Below are 20,164 nucleotides of genomic sequence, written 5' to 3' on the forward strand. Positions count from 1 at the left end.
TTGCAACCCGAATTAATCTGTAACTTAAAGACAATCAATGATTTATACGATACTTCCTACTATTTTATTAGTACTTGCCTCTTTCGCTCCAAGTACTGCAATTTCTCCTGAACCAAAGATTAGTGCCTCAATTGCTTATGCCGAAAAGCTAGAGTCAACTGTTGATGCTAAAATCGAAATGGCGTACCATAATTTGCATTCTAGTAAATATGCATTACCAAAATTAGAAAGTTTCACGGAGGCTTTGAAAGGATATTATACCTTGAAAGAAAAAGGATTGATAAAGAAAGAAATTCTAACGTTAATCGATTTTAGCTTATCTGCTAATACTAAAAGACTTTGGGTTATTGATTTAGCCACTGGCGATATATTATTTCATTCTCTTGTTGCGCATGGAAGAAATACTGGAGAAGAATTTGCTTCTAATTTTTCAAATGCTTCAGAATCTTTTAAAAGTAGCCTAGGGTTTTATTCAACAGGTGAAATTTATAGTGGTAAACATGGAATGTCACTTAGACTAGATGGTTTAGAAAAAGGAGTAAATGATAACGCAAGAGCAAGAGGCGTGGTAATGCATGCAGCAGATTATGTTTCTAATTCATTTATCAAAAACAACCACAGATTAGGTAGAAGCCAAGGTTGCCCAGCTGTTCCTGCCGAATTATCTAAGGAAATTATCAGTACCATAAAAGATAAATCCTGTTTCTTCATTTATCATCCTTCAAGAGTGTCTAAATTTGGAACAAAATCAATTTCGTAATTTGTCATATAAATTAGCGTCAAGGCTGTAAATGTCATCTCTAAAAATCAATTTATTGTTCTCGCTCCAAGCGGTCCAATATAACAGATGGATGGAAACCTCTTTTTTGATTTTGACCAATTTAGTTCTTTCGTTTTGAAGCGTTTCTGTGATTTTTTCTAAGTTCCAAGATACTGCATCATGGAGTAAATATTCAGTTAATTCTAAAGGATTTTCTACTCTAACACATCCAGAGCTTAAAGAACGGTTTATCTTTTCAAAATAATCCCTATGATTTGTGTCGTGTAAGTATACTGAAAAGCGATTGGGAAAAATAAGTTTTACCATGCCTAGCGAATTAAATGTACCTGGACTTTGTACATAACGATATGTATTCGCTTGAGATAACTGCCATTCGTAAGGACTTACAAATCTTCCTGTAGCATCATAAACCTTAATGTTCGATTGTGTCAAATAAGCTCGGCTCCTCAAAATGGCCGGAATAACATCCTCTCTTAGAATAGTTGGTGGAACTGTCCAAGTTGGGTTAAAAACTACCTGAGTTAAGGTAGACGACAATATGGGAGTTTTTCTTTTAGTTCTTCCCACGATTACTCTGTGGGCTCTCAGCGTATCTTTGTTTTTAACGAGTAGCAACTTGTAATCAGGAATGTTGATGATGAGGTATTCTTGTCCCATTTGTTTGGGAAACCATTTCCAGCGTTCTAGATTGGCAATGACTTGTTCCAAGCGTTGTTTTTTGGAAAAATTAAGTGAAGCGATTGTTCCCAGTCCAATTTTTGCGTCAGCAGCTAAACCGTGGCGACTTTGAAATCTTTTTAAGGCCGTAACCATTTCTTGGTCATAAATAGGGGTAAGGCTGTCATTAGGTTGCATGTCTTTCCAGTAAATCAATCTTTTTTTGATGTCAATGATGGAGGCAGTGGTGTCGTTTGGTGTTATTATTTTTGTAAATTTTATCGATTTGAAGTTTTCTTTTGGGAAATTGTTTAAGAGCTGAAGTGCTTTTTTTAATCTTTTATAAACGATATGATTCGGTTTTAATTGCTCTATTTCATAAGTCAATGAATCGCTGTTAAGCAATTGGACCATTGTAGTGTTAAGGTCAATGTAGTTTTCTTTTAAATCCCAATTTTTATATAGTTTTCTTGGATTTACGGTTCCGTTTGTAAGGTGTGCAATGTATTTTTGCAAACTGGAGGTTAGTAAAATATCATATTTCGCCAAACCTAAAGAGTCGAGAGAGGGCGCTTTTTTTTCAAAATCAAATAACGATTTGAGGTTGTAATCTTCTGGTTGTAATCCTTCCTCCTCTGATTTGCTAAGTTCCTCGAGTATTATTTTTCTCTTTTCTTCGGATTGCCAAACGGTTCTGTAATTTGTTGCTTTATAAAAATTGGTGAGGACTTTGTTATTGAATGAAAGTAACAAAGTAGAGTCGATATTGGTTGGTTTTCCTTCAGGTTGAATAACCAACATGGGGATTTCTTTCTTTAAAACTACGGCAATTTTTAGTGATTCTTTTTTACAATTAAAGAAGGAAATCAGCAGTAAAATTATAAATAAATTTTTCATTACTTAGTTTTTTTAGCTTGGTAAAAGGGTTTCCAATTTCTTTCCCTTCAATAAAAATAGACTTTTTGTGAGGCAACTTGTTTTTTGTAATTCTAACTGCTTTTCTTAGGGTTTGTGACTTCATGAAACAGGGTATATCTTGATTGTATTATTTTTTGGGCATAGATATCATTAATTCTTTCGGCCCTTTTCTTTTTTTCGACCCTGTATTTCCTCACATTTGTTGTTGTTTTCCCATGGCAAACAAATCGTTTTAGCTCCAATTATAGCAAGCGAAGCCAATAAGGTTAAGTGCAAAATACAATCCAACATGAAGGGTTGTCTCTAAAGTATCACTATTAAATCACGAAATTTCTATCGGATTTTGAACCGTAAGGCAAAGTTGATGTACTTAAAATGCATCCAAAGTGACTGTTTTTTGCTGTTTTGAATTAATTTTTAAATATTTTTTTTGTGTACTGTAAAGGTATAATATTTTCATATTAAATTCTTTATGATTTGATTTCCCTTTTTTAAAAAAGAGGCTAGGAGTCAGATTGAGACTTTTTGGGAAATAAATTTGCATTCAAGCAAACTTATTAAGTATATTTGCACCGTTGTTAATGCGAAAGTAGCTCAGTTGGTAGAGCTCCAGCCTTCCAAGCTGGTTGTCGCGAGTTCGAGCCTCGTCTTTCGCTCTAAACTTCAAATTTTTTTTTGAAGTTTCTTTTACTGTTATAATGCGAAAGTAGCTCAGTTGGTAGAGCTCCAGCCTTCCAAGCTGGTTGTCGCGAGTTCGAGCCTCGTCTTTCGCTCCAAAAACCTCAAACATTTGTTTGAGGTTTTTTATTTTAAGGATGTGTGCGAAGTTTATCCCGTGAACGAAGAGATACGGGAAGCCTCGTCTTTCGCTCTTCAAAGCCGAAACTTAATAGTTTCGGCTTTTTTATTGCATTATTTTATAAAACTCAAATCAGTTTCACTTTCTAATTCCACAGGAGTTTGATTTTGTCTAAACAGTCGGGCAGTCAAATTTCCTTTCAAGGTAATTGCATCTCCTTTTACATCCAGCCAGCTTCCTTCTCTCAACCCTAAAACGGGAACCGAGTTATAAGCATGAAACTCTTTTATTCGGGTTTCACGAGTTTCACCCATGTGTTTTGAATTTGTATCTGGATCTAAATAATGAGGATTCAAATTAAACGGAACTGCTCCTAAAGTTTGAAAACTTGGAGGATATACAATAGGCATATCATTAGTAGTTTGCATTGTAAGCCCACAAATATTGCTTCCTGCACTAGTTCCAAGATACGGTGTGCCGTTTTTTATTACTTGTGAAAGGATTGCCATAACATTGTTTTTGTGCAATTGAGATACCAGTACAAAGGTATTTCCGCCTCCCGTGAAAATTCCTTCTGCGCTTTTTACAGCTAATGCAGCATCTTCAAACTCATGAATTCCTATCACTTTTTTATTTATTTTGGCGAAAGCCAATGCAACACTATTGGTATATTCTTTATGCGAAATTCCACCTGGTCTTGCATAAGGAATAAAAAGAATGGTCGAACAGTTTTTAAAATGCAATTGTAATTCAGGCAATAAATACTCCAGATAATCCTCGTTTGCGAGTGTTGAGGTACTTGCGATTAGTATGTTTTTCATTTTTGTGGATAATTTGTGCTAAAGGTATTAAATCAGTCTTTTTTATTTCTAGTTTTTAATTAACATTTTTTTACCAACTCATTAGTAGTTAATTTAGATCGCATTAAGATACTTTTACAAAGGGTCAATAACCGCCTTAAGAAAGATGCTAAAAATTGTTTATTTATTTCTGGTTTTTGCAGCGACAAATGTGCTGGCACAACAACAGTCTCTAAAGCAATTGAATGGAAAAGTTACTGCTGATGCTGCCGTTTTAGAAGGTGTTTATGTCCTTAATAAAAAAACAGATAAGGTTACAATTACAAGTCAAAATGGTGATTTCAATATACAAGCAGCCGTTGGTGACACTTTATTGTTTAGAGTAGCACAATTTAACGAAACGAAAATGAGATTGACTCCAAAAGATTTTGAGCAAGGAATACTTCTGGTAAAAATGATACCCACAATAAATGAATTGCGCGAAGTTGTCGTAAAAAACGACATTAATGCAACAGCAATGGGAATAATTCCAAAGGGGCAAAAGTCATACTCAGCAGCAGAACGAAAGTTATACACTGCTAGTGATCTTAATGCTTCTGCAACTGCTGGTACTATGATGGGAGGGTCTGTTTCGGCTGATCCATTATTAAATTGGATTTCGGGAAGAACGAAAATGCTGAAAAAAGGACTAGAAGTCGAGAAGAAAGAATCCTATTTAAGACAATTAGAGAATTTGTTTACTACGGATTATTTTGTGACTACATTAAAAATACCGGCTGAATATGTCAAAGGATTTGAGTATTACAGTGTAGAAAACGAACAATTTGTAGCGGTTCTGAAGTCCAAAAATGTAACAATGGCTGGTTTTTTATTAGGAGAATTAGCGTTTAAGTATAAACAAATAATTGCCAGTGAAAATTAAACATACACTACAGTTGTTCCTCTTTTTGTTGGTGCAAGTTTCTTTTGGACAAACAGAAGCAGTAAAGGAGATTCAGGGAAAAATTAGTGCTGATTCTGCATCCGTGGATCGCATTAATATTGTGAATTTAACAGCAGAAAAAACAACAATTTCAGATGCAAATGGGTTTTTTAAAATCCCCGTTAAAGCAGGAGATATTTTGGTGTTTACTGCCGTTAATTTAGAATCAGTTCGCAGAAAAATAAACCAGCAGGATCTGGAACAAGAAGTTTTTACTTTGCAAATGGTTTCCAAAAGTATTATTTTGAAAGAGGTTGTCATTAACGAGTCGGCTATTTCGGCGGAGAGTTTAGGAATTATTCCTTATGGCCAAAAAAAATATACAGCTGCAGAGCGGAAATTATATACAGCAACTTCTGGTGGAGGAATCGATGGATTACTAAATACTATATCTGGGCGAAAAGCCATGCTGAAAAAAGAAATCATTGTTGAAAAAAAAGAGCAGCTTTTGGCTAGAATTGATGTGCTTTTTGAGGATAACTATTATACCGCAACTTTAAAAATACCCGCCGATTACATCAAGGGATTTCAATATTTTTGTATTGAAGATTCTGATTTTGCAAGTGCATTAAGAGCAAAAAACAAGACTTTAACGATGTATTTAATTGTAAAATTAGCTGAAAATTATAACGAGATCATTATTAGTGAAAATAAGTAAAGTTTTTGCGTTCTTTTTATCTTTGGTTTGCCAAATATCTTTTGGACAAGCTGCCGATGAAAAGCTACTTCATGGGAAAATTACAGTTGATTCTATAGGTGCCAATGGGATTAATATCTTAAATTTAACAAGCGGTAAAACTTCTTTAACAAATAGTGACGGTACTTTTTCTATTTTGGCAAAGGCCAATGACATACTTGTTTTTAAAGAGGTAAGTCTTAAAACCTATGAAAAAAAGATTAGCAGCACTGATCTAATACGCAATCGATTGGTATTGCAGATGCAGGTTAAAACGAATGAATTGAAGGAAGTGATTGTTAAGAACAAGCAGATTTCGGTGTTTTCATTACGTATTGTAGCTAAAGAACCTGTAAGATATAGTCCTGCAGAAAGGCATTTGCAGACCGCAGGAGATTTCAAACCAATCATGTTATTGCGTATTTTGGGTGGTGGAATGCCATTAGACCCACTTATCAATAAGATTAATGGTAGAACAAAACGACTGAAGAAATTAGTTGTCGTAGAGAAAAAGGAAATGAATATACAATTGATTTCAGAATTGTATCAGCAGGAATATTTCACGCTCCAATTAGGGATAGCTGCGGAATATGTAAATGGATTCAAGTATTTTGCCGTGGAAAATGATAAGTTTGTCAAAGTTTTACATTCTAAAAATGAACAAAAAACTTCATTTTTTTTGATAGCTTTGGCAGAAGATTATAAAACTTTATTGCAAAGTAAAAACTAACATAATTAACAATACCAAGATGAAAACTAAAATAGTACTACTTTGTTTGATTTTCTTTAGCCAATTCACTTTTGGTCAAAATGGAAACAGGAAATCTTTACACGGTCAATTTACAAATGAATCCGCATTGGTAGACAACGGATATGTTTTTAATTTGAACTCTAAAACCCGAACTTTCATTAGCAACCAAGGTTTTTTTGATATTTTGGCGAAAGCCAAAGACACGCTGCTAGTCTCAAGCCCTGCTTTCAAGTCTAAGAAAATTGTGCTTGAGGACAAAGATTTTACAAAACCTTTGTTCGTAGTCTTACTAGAAGCACAAACAACGTTGCTAAAAGAAGTAATTGTGAAAGGAAAAACAGATATAAAACCCGCCATAGGAAATTCTCAAGGCATTGTAGACATAGAATTTATTGACGATGCAAAATCGTCGCCAATTAATAGAACAATGCCGTTAAATGGAACTATTGAAAACGGAATGGATTTTGTTAGAATATTCAAAATGGTTTCTAAAGTATTTAAAAAAGATGTGGCGGTAAAAGAAGGACCAAATGCGCTAGTGGATTTTTCGGATGTTGTTTCGAAAGGATTAGACCATTATTTTTTTACCAATACCTTGAAGTTAAAAAGCGAAGAAATTGCACTATTTCTTGATTATTGCGAGAATGATCCAAAATCAAGAACCCTACTTAAGCAGCAAGATGAATTCATGCTGATTGATTTTTTAATCACCAAGAATGAAGAGTTTAAAAGAATTACTACTTTTGAAAAATGAAAAAAACAATATTAATTACTTTTTTTGGCCTATTATTTCTAACATTAACTTCATTTGCGGCACATAAATTTTATGTTGCACTGTATCAGGTTAATTATGCGCCGGAAAAGAAAATGCTCCAAATAACGACTCGCATATTTGTAGATGATTTAAATACAGCTATTGGGAAGAAGTACCAAAAGAAAATTAATCTAGGATCAGAAAAGGAAACAGAGGAAGATTTAATTTTTTTTAAAAAATACTTTAACGAAAAATTCAATATTAAAGTTAATGGTCAGGTCAAGCCAATTCATTTCTTAAGCAAAGAGATGGAGGGCGATGTTCTTATTTGTTACTTCAGTATTAAGGAAATTCAAAAAATAAATTCTATTGAAATCTATAATGCAGTAATCACGGAAGGGAACTCAGAGCAGCAAAACATTATGCATTTTAATGTTATGGGTGTTAAAAACACGTTGCTCTTTACGGAGTCAACTTCCAAGGGAGTGTTAAAATATTAATAAATTTAGATAGATCTACTTAAAATTATTATTTTCACCCATTGAAAAACCAGATTCTTACCTATGAAAAAATTATCTTTATTTTTATTTCTTCCTGCATTATTGTTTGCGCAAGAAAAAACAGCACCCACCACACCAAAACAAACCGGAAAGTACGACAGCAATAAGTTTAGCCAGATGTACGATTTGCTAGCTACACCTAACATGTTTCGTACCGCTTCAGGAGCGCCCGGTCCAGCGTATTATCAACAACAAGCCGATTACAAGATCAACATAGAGCTTGATGATAAAAACTCTAAATTAAGCGGTTCCGAAACCGTTACCTATTACAATAATTCACCAGATACTTTAGAGTATTTATGGGTACAATTGGATCAAAATCAAGCGGCAAAAACCTCCCAAACGCCTTTGGCAGAAAGTCAAAGAATGGAGCAGGTTTTTCCAGCAGGAAACTTTGCTAATAAATTTTTGAAACAAGAGTTGGAGCGCGGGTTCAACATAGAGTTCGTAAAAGATGCTAAAGGAAATCCTTTGTCTTATACGATCAATCAAACTATGATGCGTATCAATTTAGATACAGCAATGAAGCCGGGAGAGAAAATTTCTTTTGCAATCAAATGGTCATATAACATTAATAATTATAGAGCAGAGGGAGGTCGTTCTGGATATGAATTATTTGAGAAAGACGGTAATAAATTATATGTAATTGCACAATTCTATCCTAGAATGGCAGTGTACAATGACGTCGAAGGATGGCAGAATATGCAGTTTTGGGGAACAGGAGAATTTACGTTGCCTTTTGGAAATTTTGATGTCAATATTACTGTTCCTGCGGATCATGTTATGGAGGCAACGGGAGAGCTGATGAATAGAAGCGAAGTGTTTACCCCAGAGCAAGTAAAAAGATACGAATTAGCATTGAAATCTTATGATAATCCTGTCGTTATCGTAACTCAAGCGGAAGCGGAAGCTACCGAAAAAGGATTTTCAGATAAGAAGAAAACATGGAAATTCAGTGCAAAAAACGTAAGGGATTTTGGAATTGCTACATCAAGAAAATTTATTTATGATGCCATGGCAGTGAAGTTAAACGATAAAACGGTTCTGGCCGTTTCAGTATATCCTAAAGAAGCAAATCCGCTTTGGGGAGAAACTTCTACAAGAACAGTAGCGCATACTTTGAAAAGCTATTCAGCCCATACATTTGATTATCCTTATCCAAAAGCAGTTTCCGTATCAGCAGAAGATCAGGGGATGGAATATCCTATGATTTGTTGGAATTATGGTCGTCCTGACGAAAAAGGAGTGACACCTGAGCGAACTAAAAACGGAATGATTGGAGTAGTTGTTCATGAAGTAGGACACAACTTCTTTCCAATGATCGTAAATTCAGATGAGCGTCAATGGTCTTGGATGGATGAAGGATTGAATACGTTTATGCAATATATGGCGGAACAAGAAATGGGAACCAATTTCCCTTCTAGTCGTGGACCAGCAAGTAAAATTGTTCCTTACATGAGTGGAGATCAAAAATTCTTGGAACCTATAATGTCCAACTCGGAAACGATTGTTCAGTTTGGAGCTAATGCGTATGGTAAACCAGCAACAGGATTGAATATTCTTAGAGAGACTATTATGGGAAGAGAATTGTTTGACCATGCTTTCAAAGTATATGCGAACAGATGGAAATTTAAGCATCCTACACCAGAAGACTTTTTTAGAACCATGGAAGATGCTTCTGCGGTAGATTTAGATTGGTTTTTTAGAGGCTGGTTTTACTCTACTGATTTTGTAGATATCGGAGTGAAAGAGGTAAAACAATATTATGTTTCTGAAACTGCTACCAAAGAATTGAAGGACGCTGTAGTTAGAAGAGGAAGATTTGGTCAAGAAAAAGGACCTTTCGTCTATTTAGTTCCTAGTGCAAGCGAAGAGTTATCTGCTAAAGATAAAAAAGCATTAGCCCTTGCAGATGTAAATTTACTTTCGGAATATGTAAGCAAAAATTTTACAGCTGATGAAAAATCAAAATTAAAATCACCAAAGTATTTCTATGAAGTTGAATTCAACAAACCAGGTGGTATGTTAATGCCTATTATCGTTGAATTAACTTATGAAGACGATACAAAGGAAATGTTCAAATATCCAGCTCAAATTTGGCGAAAAAATAATGATACCGCTAAGAAAGTATACGCTACTGAAAAGGCTATCAAAAAAATTCAAGTAGATCCAAAATTAGAAACAGCTGATATTGATGTGACAAATAACACTTGGCCTAAAGAAGAAATAAAGACTAAATTTGATTAATTAAAGACCAAATTATAAAAGAGACTCTGAAAAGAGTCTTTTTTTTTATGAAATAATTAAAAGTCAAAGATTCAAAAAGTAATATCTTTGTAACAATAAAAAACAAAATATATGTTTGGTATAGGTGGAGGTGAATTAATTTTCATTATGTTTATAGTACTGATGCTTTTTGGATCTGATAAAGTTCCTGAAATAGCTCGTACTATGGGTAAAGCAATGGCGCAATTGAAAAATGCTACTAATGATATAAAAAGCGAAATTCAAAAAGGAGCAGAGGCCAATGGTTTTGATGCAAAATCATTGAGTGATATACGAGGAAACATAAGCTCTGAAATTAATAAAGCGAAGGATAATCTACTAGGTGATACTTCACAATTTAACGATATATCGGCGAACATCACCACAGAAATAAATAAAGCCAAAGACGGTTTACTGGGCGAATCAACTGCGCCATTAGAAGCAACTAAAGAAGTAATTGAAGAGAGTACGGGACCTATAAAACGTCAAGGATAATGCTAGAAAAATTACTCTCTTTAGATATAGAATTGTTTGTTTTTTTAAATGGTTTAGGTTCGAAAGGTTATGACGGCCTATGGATATTCATAACCAAACAGAGCAATTGGATTCCACTTTTTTTACTCTTATTGTACGTTATTTTCAAAAAACTGGGGGCAAAACAGACGTTATATTTACTCATTTTTGTAGCTATACTAGTAACTTTTACCGATCAAATGACCAATGTATTCAAAAATGGTTTTGAAAGACTACGACCTTGTAACAATCCTGAAATTAATTCCTTTATTCGTGTGGTTCAAGTCAGAGGATCCTTTAGTTTCTTCTCCGGTCATGCCTCAAATTCAATGGCGGTCGCTACACTGATATATTTTACTTTAAGATCGCATTTCAAATATTTTAGTCTCCTGTTTTTATGGCCTTTAGTCTTTGCTTACAGTAGAATTTATCTCGGATTGCATTATCCTCTAGACATTTTATCCGGTTATTTATTTGGATTTACTTTTGGTTTTTTGATGTATAAGATATACAAAACAGCACAAAAACGGTATTTTCCGTTACCCGTAAGAGATTAGTTGTGATTTTATGCCTCCAGAACTTTGGAGGCTTATGTTTTCCCTCAAAAATTGGGGGAATCAACCTCAAGGCAGACTTTTTCTTCGATAATTGTTACAACTAGAGTACTCTGCTTACTGTCAATCCATCTCGAATAGGCAACAAGACGGTTTCTACTCTTGGATCATTTGCTAATAACTGATTGTATTCTACTAACACTTTTGTACTAAAATCTTTGGGATTTAAAGGTTCTAGAACTTTACCGCTCCACAAAACATTATCCGATAATATAATTCCTCCCTTATTCATTCTTGGAACAATCAATTCAAAGTAGTTCAGGTAATTCTCTTTGTCTGCATCAATAAAAACTAAATCGAATTTTTGATCAAGGGTCGGAATGATGTCAACTGCCTCTCCCAAATACTGAAATATTTGTGCTCCCCAAGGTGATTTGTCAAAATGTTTTCGTTGAAAATCCACTAATTCTTCTTTGATGTCGATGGTGTGAAGTGTTCCATTTTCCTGCATGCCTTCGCATAAACACAAGGCGGAATACCCTGTATAAGTTCCAATTTCAAGAATATGCATCGGCCGAATGAGTTTAGCCAACATGCTCAAAACGCGACCTTGAAAATGACCGCTTAGCATTCTTGGCAGCAAGATTTTTTGGTAGGTTTCTTTGTTTAAGGCAGCTAGTAAAAGCGGTTCTTTTTCGGAATGTTGCTCGATATAATCTTCTAATTCTTGGGAAATGAAATGCATTATTCAATTTTTTTTCAATGGAGTACAAAGTTATCAAATTATCAAAACAACAAATCAACAAATTGTCATTAAATTTGCACCATGGAAATGGAGAAAAAAGACGTACGAGCCTTATCAAAAGAACAATTACGAGATTTTTTTGTTGCTAATGGCGATAAAGCTTTTCGTGGCAATCAAGTCTATGAATGGTTGTGGAGTAAAGGAGCACATAGTTTTGAGGATATGACTAATGTTTCTAAGGGAACACGAACGATGCTAGAAGCTAATTTTGTTATCAATCACATCAAAGTCGACACGATGCAACGCAGTGAAGATGGAACAGTTAAAAATGCCGTTCGGTTGCACGATGGATTGGTGGTTGAATCAGTTTTAATCCCTACAAATACCAGAACGACGGCTTGTGTTTCCAGTCAAGTAGGCTGTAGTTTAGATTGTAATTTTTGCGCAACAGCGCGATTAAAAAGAATGCGCAACTTAGAACCTGCTGAGATTTACGATCAGGTAATTGCCATAGATAAAGAAAGTCGGTTGTATTATAATCATCCCTTGTCGAATATTGTTTTTATGGGAATGGGAGAACCGCTCATGAATTACAACAATGTGCTGAAGGCAATCGAAATGATTATCTCGCCAGAAGGTTTGGGAATGTCACCAAAACGAATTATGGTATCGACTTCGGGAGTGCCTAAAATGATTAAAAAACTGGCTGATGATGACGTTAAATTCAAACTCGCTGTTTCTTTGCACTCCGCTATTGACGAAATTCGTTCTAGAATTATGCCGTTTAGCACTAATTTTGCGTTAGCTGATTTACGCGAATCATTAGAATATTGGTACCGAAAAACCAAAAGCAAAATCTCATACGAGTACGTGGTTTGGAAAGACATCAATGATAATAAAGAATCCATTGATGCATTAGTAAAGTTTTGCAAATACGTTCCTTGTAAAGTCAATTTGATTGAATACAATCCTATTGATGATGGAGAATTTCAACAAGCTTCAGAAGAATCCATAAATGCCTACATCCAAGCGCTGGAATCAAGTGGAATTGTTGTGAAAGTAAGGCGCAGTCGCGGAAAAGATATAGATGCAGCTTGCGGCCAATTGGCAAACAAAGAAGCTGAATAAAGCAGGATCACTATTTTTAATATGCAATCCTGTTTTAGTTTTTATTTTTCTAATATAATTTCTGTAGCGACTCCATCAATCGTTAGTAGGGCTAAATTATCGCATGTTCCTTTGCCAAAGTCCAAGGTTCCTTCAGATTTATTTTTTGTGATTGTAAGAATGCCTTCTACGGGAAATATGGATTTACAGCGCAACACGTAACGCAGTGGTGTTGTGATCACACGGCTAATGGAAGTTCCATTTGGAAACAGAGTAGTGCTATTCCCTGTTACCAGAAAAATAGTGTCTTCCCAGCTAAGAGGCGTATTGTTACCTTCAATTATTTCTTTTGTTTTAGTACCTGTCCTAGTATAAATTTTTCCGTCTTCAAAAGTTATTTTCATATCAACGGTAAATATTGAGACAGGATGGACTACTGCAAGTAGTTTAGTAGTTTTTAGGGAATAACGGATGGATTTATTGCCCTGCAACAGTTTGCCATTGTGATAAAAATTATCAAAGCTATAGGATAAAGTCCTTTCTGCGGCATTAAAATCATTGGAAAATCGGATAATAATTTTTCCTTTTATACTGTTGCCGTTCGGCAGCGTGCAGTCTCCAGTACCAAAGTCGATTGTTCTCGTCCAAGAACCATTGGCTAATAAAGTTGTAATTGTTGCACAAGTAGGTAAAATACTTTTGATAGTGGTTTTAGTTTTGTTAGCAGTACTTTGTTGCACCGCATACTGATCTTCAACTATATTTATGATGTCATCTAAGGAAGCATCAATTTTAGAATCTACAGTAATATCTTTAACCGATAATGCAGCAGTATTTTCAATTTTATCGCTACTGTCACAACTACTGAAAAAATGTAGAGATAAAAAGGTGATGAGTATTATTATAGTTGTTTTCATGATAAAACCATTAAGTTAATCTATTAGTAATCAAAGTAATAATACAAATTTAGATTCTTAGCTTGCTAAATTTTTGTTTTTGTAATTTTATTCATCGGTAGTAAAGAATTCAATTCTAAGTGTAAAATAGATAACGTTCTTTTATTAAAAATAGTATCTTTGAACTCTAATGAATGTGACCTCTCAAATTAAACAACCTATTTTCGATGAAATGGAACTTTTTGAAAAAAAGTTCTACGAATCGATGACCTCCAATGTGGCGTTGTTAAATAGGATTACCTATTATATTGTAAATAGAAAAGGGAAGCAAATGCGGCCTATGTTCGTTTTTCTAACCGCCAAAATGGTTTCAGGAGGGATAATAAATGAACGAACCTATCGAGGCGCCTGCGTTATCGAATTGATTCACACCGCAACATTAGTTCATGATGATGTAGTAGATGACAGTAATCGCAGAAGAGGTTTTTTCTCCATCAACGCACTTTGGAAAAATAAAATTGCAGTTTTGGTTGGGGATTATTTGTTGTCCAAAGGATTGTTGCTTTCTATTGATAATGGTGATTTCGATTTGCTCCGAATTATTTCTGTCGCTGTGCGCGAAATGAGTGAAGGCGAGTTACTCCAAATAGAAAAAGCCCGAAGATTAGACATCACAGAGGCTGTATACTACGAAATTATTCGCAAAAAAACAGCAACCCTTATTGCTGCCTGTTGTGCCCTTGGAGCAAAATCAGTTATTGAAGATGAGGTTCAGGTAGAGAATATGCGAAAATTTGGGGAGCTTATTGGAATGGCTTTTCAAATAAAAGATGATTTATTCGATTATACCGATGAAGCCATAGGGAAACCGACCGGAATCGATATCAAAGAACAAAAAATGACCTTGCCACTTATTCATGTTTTGAATACTACTACATCTAAAGAAAAGAGTTGGTTAATTAATTCCATCAAAAACCATAATAAAGATAAGAAACGCGTAAAAGAAGTTATTGCTTTTGTGAAAAACAATAACGGTTTAGTTTATGCGGAACAAAAGATGGTTGAATTTCAGCAAGAAGCACTTTTATTGCTGGATAATTATCCTGATTCCGAGTTTAAAGACGCGCTGATCTTAATGGTCAATTATGTTATTGAAAGAAAAAAATAGCATCATTTTGTTATTCTGATGAAGGAAGAATCTCAGTAAACCATTTTTTTTAATTTAATTTTATTGCTATGCAACCTTTTTGCATTGTAAATCGTCTATGCTAATAGAAGTCAGTTTCACTATCAAAAAATGAATTGCATAAGCAGTGAAAATATTGAAATTGAATTTTGCCATTGCATTTATTTATGAAAGTAATCAACTTACATCAAGAGGAAAATGAATTGATCCTGTTGGCTGTCGAAAACAATCGACAAGCACAACAGCAGATTTATACTCAATTTTCTCCAAAAATGTTAAGCGTTTGCCGCCAATATATAAAAGACATTCATCAGGCCGAAGATGTTATGATTACCGCTTTTATGAAAGTGTTTACAAATCTGCAGAATTTTCAGCACAAAGGAAGTTTTGAAGGCTGGATTAGAAGAATTATGGTCAACGAATGTATTTCTTTTATTCGAGTGGAGAAAAAGTTGAAATATGTTGAAGATGAAACTTATTTTGAAGAAAGTTTCAACAATACTGAAAGCCAATTTGCAATTGCTGACATTCAATTTTTGATAGACAGTTTGCCGGTCGGCTACAAAATGGTGTTCAATTTGTATGCTATCGAAGGATTCAAGCATCATGAAATTGCCAGTATGTTAGGGATTAAGGAAGGAACATCAAAATCGCAATTGTCACATGCTAGAAAAATGCTGCAAGCACAGATTAATACCTTAAAAAATTACGAGTATGGAACCGAATAAATTAGATCTTGAAATAAAACAGAAGTTGGAATTTAGAACTATTCAGCCCTCTGCACAAGCTTGGGATCGATTAGATGCTATGTTAGATTCTGCTGAAAAAACAAAAAGCAAACGCAATACTAATTGGATTTATATTGCTGCAAGTTTTATAGGTTTTCTTCTTGTATCTACTGTTTTTTTTAATGGAGTTGAAACTGTAAAAATAGATTCGACAGCTCCAATAGTTTTAGAAGAGAAATCAGACGAGAATAATTTGGAAAAACCAGAGATAGTAAATAAAGAGGTTGTGCAGCGCCAGATTCAAAAAGGAATAACGAAGGAGTATAAAGTTGTTGCTGAAAATAATACCGTGAATAAGCAGTCAAAGCAACTTACTAAAAAAGAAGAGAAAGTGTCAAACAGCAATCCATCACGAGCAAACGAATTTTTAGTCTCTGAAAATAAGAATTATGAATCAAGCAGCAGCAATAGATACGTTTCAGCAGAAAAATTATTAGCTGAAGTTAGTAACACTACGTTTGAACCTAACACAAGTAATAGATCAATTGAAAAAATCAGAAAAACTATTTCAATAGATCCAAATAGTTTGTTATCTAGTGCTGAAACAGAATTAAATCAATCATTTAGAGAATCGGCATTGGATAAATTCAACAAGAATTTTAATGCTATAAAAACAGTTTTAGTCAATAGAAATTACGAACAATAAATAAAAATCAATCATCAATCAAAAAACGAAAATCATGCAAAAAATTATTTTAATCACAGTAATTGTGTTGTTTTCTTTACTAAGTAAGGTAAACGCTCAAGGAGTAGATGCTATCAAAAACAGTTCAGACTGGCATTACAGGGGTTCAAAATCAGAAAGTTATGAAATGGGGCCAGTTTCAGGGGCTGAAAAAAACAATCAAACGGTTTACAAAATTAAATCGATTCAAAGTAAAACGAATGGTTTTGGTACTATAATGAAAACCATAAAACCGGATACATTTTTAGGAAAAACAGTCAAAATGACTGCGTATGTAAAAAGTGAAAATGTAAAGTCATGGGCAGGGTTGTGGATGCGAGTAGATTATTACACTGCAGCAGTTTTAGCTTTTGATAATATGCAAAGAAGACCCATCAAAGGGACTAAGGATTGGACTAAGTATGAAGTGGTTTTATATGTTCCAACTGAGGCAACAGCTATTTCGTATGGTGTTTTATTAAATGAAACAGGACAAATTTGGTTTAAGGATCTAGCAATAGAAATAGTTGAGGACTCCCTTGAAGAAACCGGACAAAATAAAGGAAGAGACCATAAAGCAATTTCCTTTGAGACCAAAGCCAAAGCTATTAGTAACGAAATTAAAGCCATTACAGATAATGAAAAAAACGCCCTAAAAGTGGCTGTGGATTTAATTGATAGGGACTTAGAGAAGGGTGTAATTACTAAGGAGCAAGCAAGTGACCTTAAAATGGAGAAGGCAAAAATTCATGCTGCGGCCATTGAGGCAAAAGTGGGTGATGAACAAGCAAAGTTAAATCAATTGGTGCAAGATAAAGTTGATGGAAAAGTAGTAGATGAAAAGGATGATAGAAGCGGAGGTCGAACGATTATTCTAGGGAATAACCCAAATTCAATTGGTTCTCAAACCGAAATTAATATCACTTCCATGAAGGTTTATAATGGTCAGGAAGATAAGGAAGAGCGCCAATCAAAGCGAACTACTACGCAATTTGTACTCGCTACTGGATTGAATAATGTAGTGACCGATGGCTCAGTACAAAAATCAGATTTTAGGTATTTAGGCTCACATTTTTATGAATGGGGATTGACTTATAATACCAGAATTTTAAAAAATAATAATCTATTACACGCAAAATATGGATTTTCTGTAATGTACAATAATTTGCGAGCTTCAAATAATAGGTATTTTGTAGCGGATGGAAACCAAACAAATCTGGAGGCAAATCCAATTCGTCAGGATGATTCTCGTTTCAAGAATGTAAATTTAGTATTTCCAGTGCACCTAGAATTTGACTTCACAAAATCCAAAGAAAGAGATGGGAAGACCTATTTTAAAACACACGATAGTTTTCGTGTTGGTTTAGGAGGATACGTTGGTACAAATCTAAAATCGAAGCAATATGTAAAGTATGATAGTGATGAATATAAGTCAAGAGAAATAACTAAAGGTAATTTTAATGTTGATAGTTTTGTATATGGATTAAGTACTTATGTAGGATATAAAGCTACTAGTTTGTACTTGAAATATGACTTGAATCCTTTGTTTAAAGATAATGCTGTGAAGCAAAATAATGTTTCTCTAGGGTTGCGTTTTGACTTTAATTAAATTTTAAAAAGGAATTATAAAAGTTAAATATGTTGATGTTAAGGGAGCAATAACTTCATAAGTTAATGCTGTTATTCAGGAGATAAGGGAAGGAAAAGTGAAATTTTTGTTCCCTTATTTTCATTTGAAATAATACTGAAAACACCTTTTATCTTTTTTATTATAGTCTTACTTAAATAGAGGCCCAACCCCAATCCTTGTTGCTCTCTTTCATCACGATTGAATTGTTGCGCCGCATTTATGGTATTTAATTCTTTGGGACTGAACCCAATTCCAAAATCGCGGATGATCAATTCATAATAGGTGTCGTTATATTTTTCTCCAGAAATAATTATAATTGTATTGGTGGGCGAAAATTTTAAAGCATTGTCAATCAATTCAAAGAGTATGAAATTTAGGTTTTTTTTACTAATTTTTAAATTTGCTTTGTCAATTTCAAAAGTGATTCTATTTTCTTGATTTTTATAGGTAGTGAGAATTTTCTTTTTTGTTTTCCAAAATACATTTAGGATTTCACACTGTTCATTATCTGAAAAATTCAGTTCATTATTTTTTAAACTTTCATAAAGAATTAGGTTCTGCATGGTTCTATTCAAGCGTTCTCCAGATATTTTTATAGCATTATAAAAAGTTTTCCGATCTTCTTTTTCCAAATTATTTACGTTGTCAAGTAAGAGGTCTATGGAGCCTAATATGCCGTTAAGAGGCGTATTGACTTCGTGTAAAAAATATTTTTTTTCGCCCACATAAAGATTATTGTGAACATTTTTTATTTTCTGGAATCGATCAATTTTTGTTGCTATTATATTTAATAATTCTTTTGTTTTAAAGGGTTTTGATATAAAATCATCTGCTCCATTGAGCATGCATTTTCTCATTAGATTATTTTCCTTTTTTGCGGTCATAAAAATAAAAGGAATGGCTACTAAAGACTTATTCTCTTTTATTATTTCATGGAATTTTGTACCGTCCATGATGGGCATCATTATATCACATATTATTAAATCTGGAATCCAATACTCTATAATATCTAAAGCTTCTTGTCCATTGTTGGCAGATTTCACCTCGTAGTTTTTGTAGATAAGAAATTCAGTTGTGGTTTCTCTGATGTTTAGTTCATCGTCAACCAAAAGTATTTTGTTTTTGTTCATAGGAATAAGGATAGGAATAGGTTGCTAGAAACCCCTTTTTAGTATGTAAATTTATAGCTTCAGTCGATAAAATAGATTTTGGATAAAGCGCTAATAAACCAATGTATAAAGGTATTTCAATTTTAATTTTAGTTCCAATAAGTGTAAATAATTTAAAAAAAAATAGCTATAATTTAAAATTGGATTAGTTAATTTCACGAAATGAAAAATCAAAAAATAAAAATAGTTTTAATTGAAGATGATTTAGTTTTAGGAAGTTTGATTCTGGAATTATTATTGTTGAATGATTTTATCGTTGATTGGTTCAAAGATGGTCAAGAAGCACTAAAACACCTTCAAAAAAAAGTGCCTGATATCATTATTAGTGATTTTATGATGCCAAATATGAATGGAGAAGAATTATTTTTAAGAATTCGAAAAGACAGTAAATACAATGCTGTCCCTTTTATAATAATTACCGCAAATATGGAGCAAGGGGTTAAATACCGTCAACTTAAAAATGGTGTAAATGATTATATAATGAAGCCATTTAAAGTAAAGGAGTTGATTTATAAAATTAATAATGTAATTGATTTTAAAAAAAATATTGAAAAGAAACTAAGTCCTGACCCATTCTCGAAAGTTACTATAAAGTTGTCTGAAAAAGATTTTATCACTTCAGTGAATACAATTCTATGTAAAAAATTAAAGTCTAAAGTTGATATTGATGAGTTGTCGAAAAAACTTTTTATCAGCAAGTCGACTTTGGATAAAAAAATCAGAAAGCATAGTAACAAAAATATAACCCAATATATAAGGGAGTATAAGCTTGATTTTGCAATTAAGCTCATCGATTTAGGAGAAAGAAATATTCAGTTTTTAGTCGATGAAACTGGCTTTAATTCCTTCTCTTATTTCACTACAAGTTTCAAAGCGTATCAAGGGATGACTCCATCTGATTATATTAAGTCTATTCAAGTGAACAATCTTCCGCAAGGCTAATAAATATCTCAAAATCAGTACCATTTT

Annotated in this window: 20 protein-coding genes and 2 tRNA genes; 17 read left to right on the forward strand and 5 right to left on the reverse strand. The window is 33.7% G+C overall.

The genetic code is table 11. The features are described from left to right. Positions 1 to 37: 37 nt before the first annotated feature. Complete coding sequence (locus BUC11_RS03390) at positions 38 to 760, forward strand: murein L,D-transpeptidase catalytic domain family protein (protein ID WP_073351900.1); 723 nt, start codon at positions 38 to 40, stop codon at positions 758 to 760. Here BUC11_RS03390 and BUC11_RS03395 read toward each other — a convergent pair. Then, the gene (locus BUC11_RS03395; RefSeq protein ID WP_073351902.1) at positions 749 to 2,335 is read right to left on the reverse strand and encodes a L,D-transpeptidase family protein; all 1,587 of its coding nucleotides are present in this window, start codon (positions 2,333 to 2,335) and stop codon (positions 749 to 751) included. The genes BUC11_RS03390 and BUC11_RS03395 overlap by 12 nt on opposite strands. Positions 2,336 to 2,939: 604 nt before the next feature. On the opposite strand from BUC11_RS03395, the gene BUC11_RS03400 reads away from it, so the two are divergent. Both BUC11_RS03400 and BUC11_RS03405 read left to right on the forward strand, forming a co-directional pair. Then, positions 2,940 to 3,012 (forward strand) — tRNA-Gly (locus tag BUC11_RS03400). Between the two features lie 44 nt (positions 3,013 to 3,056). Beyond that, positions 3,057 to 3,132: transfer RNA gene (locus BUC11_RS03405), tRNA-Gly, on the forward strand. A gap of 136 nt (positions 3,133 to 3,268) precedes the next feature. Here the strand turns inward: BUC11_RS03405 and pepE are convergent. Next, positions 3,269 to 3,976, reverse strand: a complete 708-nt coding sequence (gene pepE, locus BUC11_RS03410; protein WP_073351904.1) for a dipeptidase PepE — start codon at positions 3,974 to 3,976, stop codon at positions 3,269 to 3,271. A gap of 145 nt (positions 3,977 to 4,121) precedes the next feature. Here pepE and BUC11_RS03415 point away from each other — a divergent pair, with 145 nt between their 5' ends. From BUC11_RS03415 to BUC11_RS03450, 8 genes are all read left to right on the forward strand, one after another. Beyond that, a complete protein-coding gene (locus BUC11_RS03415; RefSeq protein ID WP_073351906.1) occupies positions 4,122 to 4,877 on the forward strand; it encodes a hypothetical protein in 756 nt (251 codons plus the stop codon). After that, complete coding sequence (locus tag BUC11_RS03420; RefSeq protein ID WP_245793720.1) at positions 4,867 to 5,595, forward strand: carboxypeptidase-like regulatory domain-containing protein; 729 nt, start codon at positions 4,867 to 4,869, stop codon at positions 5,593 to 5,595. The genes BUC11_RS03415 and BUC11_RS03420 overlap by 11 nt, the downstream gene beginning before the upstream one ends. Beyond that, positions 5,582 to 6,343 (forward strand): peptidase associated/transthyretin-like domain-containing protein, encoded by a 762-nt coding sequence (locus tag BUC11_RS03425; protein WP_073351908.1) that lies wholly within the window; start codon positions 5,582 to 5,584, stop codon positions 6,341 to 6,343. The genes BUC11_RS03420 and BUC11_RS03425 overlap by 14 nt, the downstream gene beginning before the upstream one ends. A 19-nt stretch (positions 6,344 to 6,362) precedes the next feature. After that, positions 6,363 to 7,118, forward strand: a complete 756-nt coding sequence (locus tag BUC11_RS03430) for a BamP family beta-barrel-assembly machinery protein (RefSeq protein WP_073351912.1) — start codon at positions 6,363 to 6,365, stop codon at positions 7,116 to 7,118. Further along, positions 7,115 to 7,618, forward strand: coding sequence for a DUF6702 family protein (locus tag BUC11_RS03435; RefSeq protein WP_073351914.1), 504 nt, complete (start codon positions 7,115 to 7,117; stop codon positions 7,616 to 7,618). The genes BUC11_RS03430 and BUC11_RS03435 overlap by 4 nt, the downstream gene beginning before the upstream one ends. A 63-nt stretch (positions 7,619 to 7,681) precedes the next feature. Continuing rightward, positions 7,682 to 9,925 (forward strand): M1 family metallopeptidase, encoded by a 2,244-nt coding sequence (locus BUC11_RS03440; RefSeq protein WP_073351916.1) that lies wholly within the window; start codon positions 7,682 to 7,684, stop codon positions 9,923 to 9,925. Positions 9,926 to 10,036: 111 nt separating this feature from the next. Further along, positions 10,037 to 10,438, forward strand: coding sequence for a twin-arginine translocase TatA/TatE family subunit (locus BUC11_RS03445; protein ID WP_073351918.1), 402 nt, complete (start codon positions 10,037 to 10,039; stop codon positions 10,436 to 10,438). Continuing rightward, on the forward strand, positions 10,438 to 11,013 hold the full coding sequence (locus BUC11_RS03450; protein WP_073351920.1) for a phosphatase PAP2 family protein: 576 nt from the start codon (positions 10,438 to 10,440) through the stop codon (positions 11,011 to 11,013). Before BUC11_RS03445 ends, BUC11_RS03450 begins: the two co-directional genes overlap by 1 nt. Positions 11,014 to 11,113: 100 nt before the next feature. Here the strand turns inward: BUC11_RS03450 and BUC11_RS03455 are convergent, their stop codons facing one another. After that, on the reverse strand, positions 11,114 to 11,755 hold the full coding sequence (locus tag BUC11_RS03455; protein ID WP_073351922.1) for an O-methyltransferase: 642 nt from the start codon (positions 11,753 to 11,755) through the stop codon (positions 11,114 to 11,116). Between the two features lie 81 nt (positions 11,756 to 11,836). Here BUC11_RS03455 and rlmN point away from each other — a divergent pair, with 81 nt between their 5' ends. Further along, positions 11,837 to 12,883, forward strand: a complete 1,047-nt coding sequence (gene rlmN / locus BUC11_RS03460; RefSeq protein WP_073351924.1) for a dual-specificity RNA methyltransferase RlmN — start codon at positions 11,837 to 11,839, stop codon at positions 12,881 to 12,883. 41 nt (positions 12,884 to 12,924) lie between these two features. Here rlmN and BUC11_RS03465 read toward each other — a convergent pair whose 3' ends face one another. Continuing rightward, positions 12,925 to 13,779, reverse strand: a complete 855-nt coding sequence (locus BUC11_RS03465) for a hypothetical protein (RefSeq protein ID WP_073351926.1) — start codon at positions 13,777 to 13,779, stop codon at positions 12,925 to 12,927. 169 nt (positions 13,780 to 13,948) lie between these two features. Here BUC11_RS03465 and BUC11_RS03470 point away from each other — a divergent pair, with 169 nt between their 5' ends. The 4 genes from BUC11_RS03470 to BUC11_RS03485 all read left to right on the forward strand — a co-directional run bounded on the left by BUC11_RS03470 (position 13,949) and on the right by BUC11_RS03485 (position 18,005). After that, positions 13,949 to 14,926, forward strand: coding sequence for a polyprenyl synthetase family protein (locus tag BUC11_RS03470; protein WP_073351928.1), 978 nt, complete (start codon positions 13,949 to 13,951; stop codon positions 14,924 to 14,926). A 185-nt stretch (positions 14,927 to 15,111) separates the two neighbouring features. Beyond that, positions 15,112 to 15,672: an RNA polymerase sigma factor gene (locus tag BUC11_RS03475; protein WP_073351930.1), complete on the forward strand. Its 561-nt coding sequence runs from the start codon at positions 15,112 to 15,114 to the stop codon at positions 15,670 to 15,672. Then, a complete protein-coding gene (locus BUC11_RS03480; RefSeq protein WP_073351932.1) occupies positions 15,659 to 16,378 on the forward strand; it encodes a hypothetical protein in 720 nt (239 codons plus the stop codon). Before BUC11_RS03475 ends, BUC11_RS03480 begins: the two co-directional genes overlap by 14 nt. Before the next feature lie 34 nt (positions 16,379 to 16,412). Beyond that, positions 16,413 to 18,005, forward strand: a complete 1,593-nt coding sequence (locus BUC11_RS03485; protein ID WP_139259416.1) for a hypothetical protein — start codon at positions 16,413 to 16,415, stop codon at positions 18,003 to 18,005. 71 nt (positions 18,006 to 18,076) lie between these two features. Here the strand turns inward: BUC11_RS03485 and BUC11_RS03490 are convergent, their stop codons facing one another. Continuing rightward, positions 18,077 to 19,156: an ATP-binding response regulator gene (locus BUC11_RS03490; RefSeq protein WP_073351934.1), complete on the reverse strand. Its 1,080-nt coding sequence runs from the start codon at positions 19,154 to 19,156 to the stop codon at positions 18,077 to 18,079. Positions 19,157 to 19,357: 201 nt separating this feature from the next. Here BUC11_RS03490 and BUC11_RS03495 point away from each other — a divergent pair, with 201 nt between their 5' ends. Then, positions 19,358 to 20,137: a response regulator gene (locus tag BUC11_RS03495; RefSeq protein WP_073351938.1), complete on the forward strand. Its 780-nt coding sequence runs from the start codon at positions 19,358 to 19,360 to the stop codon at positions 20,135 to 20,137. Positions 20,138 to 20,164: the final 27 nt, after the last annotated feature.

It is taken from the genome of Flavobacterium xanthum (assembly GCF_900142695.1).
Lineage (GTDB): Bacteria > Bacteroidota > Bacteroidia > Flavobacteriales > Flavobacteriaceae > Flavobacterium > Flavobacterium xanthum.